Source organism: Aquipuribacter hungaricus (genome assembly GCF_037860755.1).
In the GTDB taxonomy this organism is placed as follows: Bacteria; Actinomycetota; Actinomycetes; order Actinomycetales; family JBBAYJ01; genus Aquipuribacter; species Aquipuribacter hungaricus.
Window position 1 is genome coordinate 1 of sequence record NZ_JBBEOI010000269.1, and the last position, 4,428, is coordinate 4,428.

Here is a 4,428-nt window from a genome sequence, read left to right on the forward strand (position 1 = left end):
AGCGACACCGCGAGGGTGCGCAGCGCCGCCCGCGCGGGGCTGCCCGGGGACTGCTCGAGCAGCGTCCGTCCGGACAGCAGCGCCCGGTCGGTCGCCGGCCGGTCGTCGGGGACCAGGTGCCGCACCTCGACGCCCGCGAACCGGCGTAGCGCCTCGGCCACCCGGACGGCGGGGCCCCGGCCCACCGCGTCGGCGCGCACCCGGTTGACGACCACGACCGGTGCCGCGGACGGCACGGCGGCCGCCAGGTCCTGCAGCCCCCGGACCAGCCGCTGCAGGCCCACCGGGTCCGCGGAGCCGACGACGAGGACGTCGTCGGCGGCCCGCAGCACGTCGAGCGCCGCGCCGTTGCGCCGCGGCGCGGCGGTGTCGTACGACAGCTCCTCGTCCTCCTCCAGGGGCGGGGCGAGGTCGACCACGACGACGTCGACCAGGCGGCACCCGGTGTCCAGGACGGCCTCGAGCCCGGCGGGGCGGAGCTCGCTCCAGCGCGCGGCGCGGGTGAGGCCCGTCAGGACCCGCAGCCGGGGTGCCGCGACCGGGGCCAGGCGTGCGAGCAGGGGCGGGTCGAGGCGGCCCTCGAGCCCGGCGCGGACCGCGGCGACCAGGCCCGGGGACTCGTCGAGCAGGCCGAGCACCTGGGCCACCGACGCGGCGTAGGTGTCGGCGTCGACCAGGAGCACCTCCTGGCCGGCGTCGGCGAGCTCCGCCGCGACACCGACGGCGACCGTGGTGCGGCCCGGGGCGCCGGGCGGGCCCCAGACGGCGACGACACGGCCGCGCGACCCGGCCGCCCGGACGGCGAGGTCGCGGGCACCCGGCCCGTCGTCCGCGGGGTCCGCACCGACGGGCCGTCCAGGGTCCTGCCCGTCACCCGGCTCCCCGCCGGGGTCCCCACCAGGCCCGTGACCGTCGCCCCCGCCGACGGGTCCGTCGGGTCCCCCTGGTCTGACGGGTCCGCCAGGTCCCCCGGTTTCGCCCGGTCCGTCGGGCCCCCCGAGGTCCGTACCTGGTCCTCGTCGTCCGGCCGGGACGTCCGTACCGCCCGCCGCGTCGACCTCAGCACCCCTGCGTCCGGCGCCGCCGTGCCCCGGGCCTCCCAGGTCGGCGTCGCCCGGGCCGACGGCCCCGCCGGGACCGCCGGCGGTTCCGCCGGGATCGCCGGTACCGCCGCCGTGGTCACCGCCGCGCCGGCGTGCGCCGCCGTCCCCCGCCGCCACGACCGCGAGCGCCAGCGACTCCTCGCGCGCCCCGTCGGCGGAGCCGGGGCCCACCGCCACCTCGACCACCGGCACCTGCCAGGCGCGCAGCCGCTCGGAGCTCTCCCGGTCCGGGTCGACCACGCCGAGGACCGCCAGCCCGGAGCGGCGCAGCCGGTCGACGACGTCGGCGTCCAGCCCCGTGAAGGCCTCGTTGACCACGGCCACCGACGCGAGCCCGACCTCGGCGACGCTGAGCAGCTCGGCGACGTCCGCGCAGCGGCGGACCAGGGCCAGGTCGCGCCGGCCGCTGAGGGCTACGGCGACGCTGCTCTCGACGGGGCCCGAGACCGCCGTGACGACGGCCACGGGACCCTGGCCGCGCCCGGGGGCGGGGCTCACCCGCGCGGCCCGGGTACCAGCACGAGGTCGATGCGGTCCTCGGCGGCGAGCGCCGCCAGCAGGCTGCGCACCCCGTCCGGCTCGAGCATCACCTGCACCTGCGTGCCGCCCTGCGACCCCAGCCCGCCGTCGCCCTCGACGACGGCATAGACGTCCGCCGCCCCGACGAGGAGCTCGGGCTCCCCGAACTCCGACGTCCCCTCGCGCGCGGCCACCCACAGGTCGACCGCCGCGCCCGGCACGAGCCCCTCCGGCCGCGGGCCCTGCCAGTCCAGCGCCACCGGCCGGCTCTCGAGCTCCTCGAGGCGGCCGACCGCCGAGGCGGGGAGCAGCTCGCCGGCGGGGACCGTGCGCAGGGCCACGGAGCCGGCCGCGAGCGGCGTCGCCGCGGGCAGGTAGGAGGCGGCCACGTCGTCCAGGCGGACCCTCACCACGCGCAGGTCGTCCTCGCCGAGCACGTCGCCGCGGACCAGGGTGTCCCTGGCTGCGAGGACGGGGACGGTGTCGTCCGCGCCGGCGACGAGCAGCCCGCCCGCGACCGTCGCGCCGAGGACGAGCAGCAGCCCGACGAGCAGGCGCGGGTCGCGCCACGACGGTCGCCGCAGCCGGCGCGCGGGGACGCTCGGGACGGCGTCTGTGCTGGTGGGGACCCCCATGGCGGCGCACGCTAGCAAGGCGGGCGACGGCGGGAGCCGGTTCTCCACGAGACCTGTGGACGACCACCGTCACGGCCCAGCGGTGATCTGCCACCATCCCTGCATGCCCGCCCGCTTCATGCCCCTCGCCGACGTCGCCGAGACGCTGAGCATCTCCGCCGCGCAGGCCTACGCGCTGGTGCGGCGACGCGAGCTCAAGGCGATCCAGGTCGGCGGGCGGGGCCAGTGGCGGGTCGAGGTGGACGAGCTCGAGGCCTACATCCAGCGGATGTACGCGGAGACCGAGCGGCTCGCGAGCGAGCCGGCGGACCAGGCAGGGTCCGACGGCGGGGACGACGCTCCCGCAGGCACGGCCCGCACCCGCCGCGGCGCGGCCTCACCGGCCGCGGACGAGGCGTAGCGCCGCCTCACCGGCTCCGGACGAGGCGCAGCGCCGCCAGCGGGACGGTCCGCGGCCCCGCGCTGGCGTCTCGCTCCCCTGCCGACAGCAGCACCAGGTCCAGGTGGTCCGCGCCGACCGCGGCCGGGACCCCCCGCAACTCCGTCCCCGCCGTGAGGACCTGCACCTCCGCGCGGTCCCGGACCAGCCCGCGCAGGGCCGCCGTGAGCCGCAGCCGCCGCAGGACCGCACCGGGCGGCGGTGCCACCGCACGGCCCAGACCGACCACGCCCTCCAGGGCCGCGACGGGGACCACGGCGTAGCCACCGCCCTCGTCGTCGAGGAGGACGAAGTCGGCGCCCACCTCGCGCACGGTGCCCCGCACCGAGAGCCGGCCGGTGTCCAGGACCAGCGCCGTCCCGACGTGGGCCCGCAGCCGGTCGACGAGCGTGACCTGCTGCCGCTCGATCCGGACGCGTTCGGCCACCTCTGCGTCGAGGGCCGCCCGCTGCTCACCCTCCAGCTGTGCCTCGAGGTCGGCGAAGAGGGCGTCCCAGCGCATCCCGCGACCCTACCGCCCCGTCGTCCACCGGTACCGAAGACGTGTTGACAGCATCCAACGACGTCAAACATGCTCTATCGATACCAAGGAGGACTACCGATGCCCCAGACCCGAACTCGTGCCCGTGCCGCAGTCCTCTCTGTCCTGCTGGTGCTCGCACCGGCGGCCGCCGCGCTGGGCTGCCTGGCCCTGGCACGGCGCACGGGCACCGAGGCGCTGGCCGCCTCGGACCCGGCGGGGGTGCTGCTCGGCCTCGCCGCCCTGGTGCTGGCCGCGCTCCTGGTGTGGGCGACAGCCGCGGCCGTCGCCGGGGTGGTCGAGGCCTGGGCCCCGTCGACGGCACCGCGCCCGTCCCGGTCGACCGCCGGCACGCCCCGACTCCTGCCGGGGGTGGTGCAGGCCGGGGTGACCGCGCTCGTCGTCGCCGCTCTCACGGCACCCGCCGCGGGCGCGGCCACCGGTCCCGCGGCGGCGCCGGTCGTGGTCGAGCAGACGAGCACGGCCGGCGAGCCCGGGACGACCGAGGACCGGACAGCGGACGAGGCCGGCGCTCGCGTCCAGCGCACCGACGCCGTCGACGCGGCGGCCGGGTCGTCCGCCGGCGTGCCCGGCGTCGCACCGGCCCCCGGCTCGTGGCAGGCCCTGGCGCAGGACGGCTTCCGTGCCCCGCGCGGGGCGTCGGCCGGCTCGGCGGCGCTCGTCACCGCGCAGCCCGTCCGCGCGGGCGTCGCGGCGCCGGGGGTCGAGGTGGTCGTGCTCGCCGGGGACAGCCTCTGGTCGATCGCCGCACGCCACCTGGGGCCCGGGGCCGACGACACCGAGGTGGCCGCGGCGTGGCCGCGCTGGTGGGAGGCGAACCGTGCCGTGGTCGGCGACGACCCCCACCTGCTGCTGCCCGGCCAGCAGCTCGTGCCGCCCGCCCCCTGAGCGCGACGAGCCACGCCCGTCGACCGACCGGCGCCCCGCTCCACCACCTCCCGCTCCGCCAGCACCACCGGACCAGCCCGCCCGCCCGCACCGCCCGACCCCGAGGAGCACCCATGACCGCTGTCCGGCACGCCGACCCCGCACCCGCCCCGGCGCCGCGCCTGCACCTGGTCGATCACGGGGATCCCCACGACCCGGCCTCCGGGACCGGCCGCGCCGCCCGGGCCGGGCTGGACGGGCGGGACGCCGTCGCCGACGGGGAGGCGGGCGGGGCGCCCCGGCTCCGGCTGCGGGCGCTCCCCC

General features: G+C 79.1%; 6 protein-coding genes. 3 read left to right on the top strand and 3 right to left on the bottom strand.

Translation table 11 applies throughout. From position 1 onward, the window contains the following. Both WCS02_RS17800 and WCS02_RS17805 read right to left on the bottom strand, forming a co-directional pair. On the bottom strand, positions 1-1,601 hold a 1,601-nt coding region (locus WCS02_RS17800; RefSeq protein ID WP_340295610.1), incomplete at its 3' end, for a CpaE/TadZ family protein. Next, positions 1,598-2,257: an SAF domain-containing protein gene (locus WCS02_RS17805; RefSeq protein ID WP_340295611.1), complete on the bottom strand. Its 660-nt coding sequence runs from the start codon at positions 2,255-2,257 to the stop codon at positions 1,598-1,600. The genes WCS02_RS17805 and WCS02_RS17800, both read right to left, overlap by 4 nt. A gap of 103 nt (positions 2,258-2,360) precedes the next feature. Here WCS02_RS17805 and WCS02_RS17810 point away from each other — a divergent pair, with 103 nt between their 5' ends. Next, the gene (locus WCS02_RS17810) at positions 2,361-2,657 is read left to right on the top strand and encodes a helix-turn-helix domain-containing protein (RefSeq protein ID WP_340295612.1); all 297 of its coding nucleotides are present in this window, start codon (positions 2,361-2,363) and stop codon (positions 2,655-2,657) included. A 7-nt stretch (positions 2,658-2,664) separates the two neighbouring features. On the opposite strand, the gene WCS02_RS17815 is transcribed toward WCS02_RS17810, so the two are convergent. After that, the gene (locus WCS02_RS17815) at positions 2,665-3,198 is read right to left on the bottom strand and encodes a hypothetical protein (protein ID WP_340295613.1); all 534 of its coding nucleotides are present in this window, start codon (positions 3,196-3,198) and stop codon (positions 2,665-2,667) included. Positions 3,199-3,297: 99 nt separating this feature from the next. On the opposite strand from WCS02_RS17815, the gene WCS02_RS17820 reads away from it, so the two are divergent. Together WCS02_RS17820 and WCS02_RS17825 are read left to right on the top strand one after the other, a co-directional pair. Then, entirely contained in the window at positions 3,298-4,125 is an 828-nt protein-coding gene (locus WCS02_RS17820; protein WP_340295615.1) for a LysM peptidoglycan-binding domain-containing protein, read from the top strand. Between the two features lie 113 nt (positions 4,126-4,238). Beyond that, the coding region (locus WCS02_RS17825; RefSeq protein WP_340295616.1) for a hypothetical protein at positions 4,239-4,428 on the top strand (190 nt) is incomplete at its 3' end.

Excerpts from the sequence above, each read along its gene's own strand:
- WCS02_RS17815 (WP_340295613.1), bottom strand. The coding sequence starts at position 3,198 with ATGCGCTGGGACGCCCTCTTCGCCGACCTCGAGGCACAGCTGGAGGGT.
- WCS02_RS17820 (WP_340295615.1), top strand. The coding sequence starts at position 3,298 with ATGCCCCAGACCCGAACTCGTGCCCGTGCCGCAGTCCTCTCTGTCCTG.
- WCS02_RS17810 (WP_340295612.1), top strand. The coding sequence starts at position 2,361 with ATGCCCGCCCGCTTCATGCCCCTCGCCGACGTCGCCGAGACGCTGAGC.
- WCS02_RS17805 (WP_340295611.1), bottom strand. The coding sequence starts at position 2,257 with ATGGGGGTCCCCACCAGCACAGACGCCGTCCCGAGCGTCCCCGCGCGC.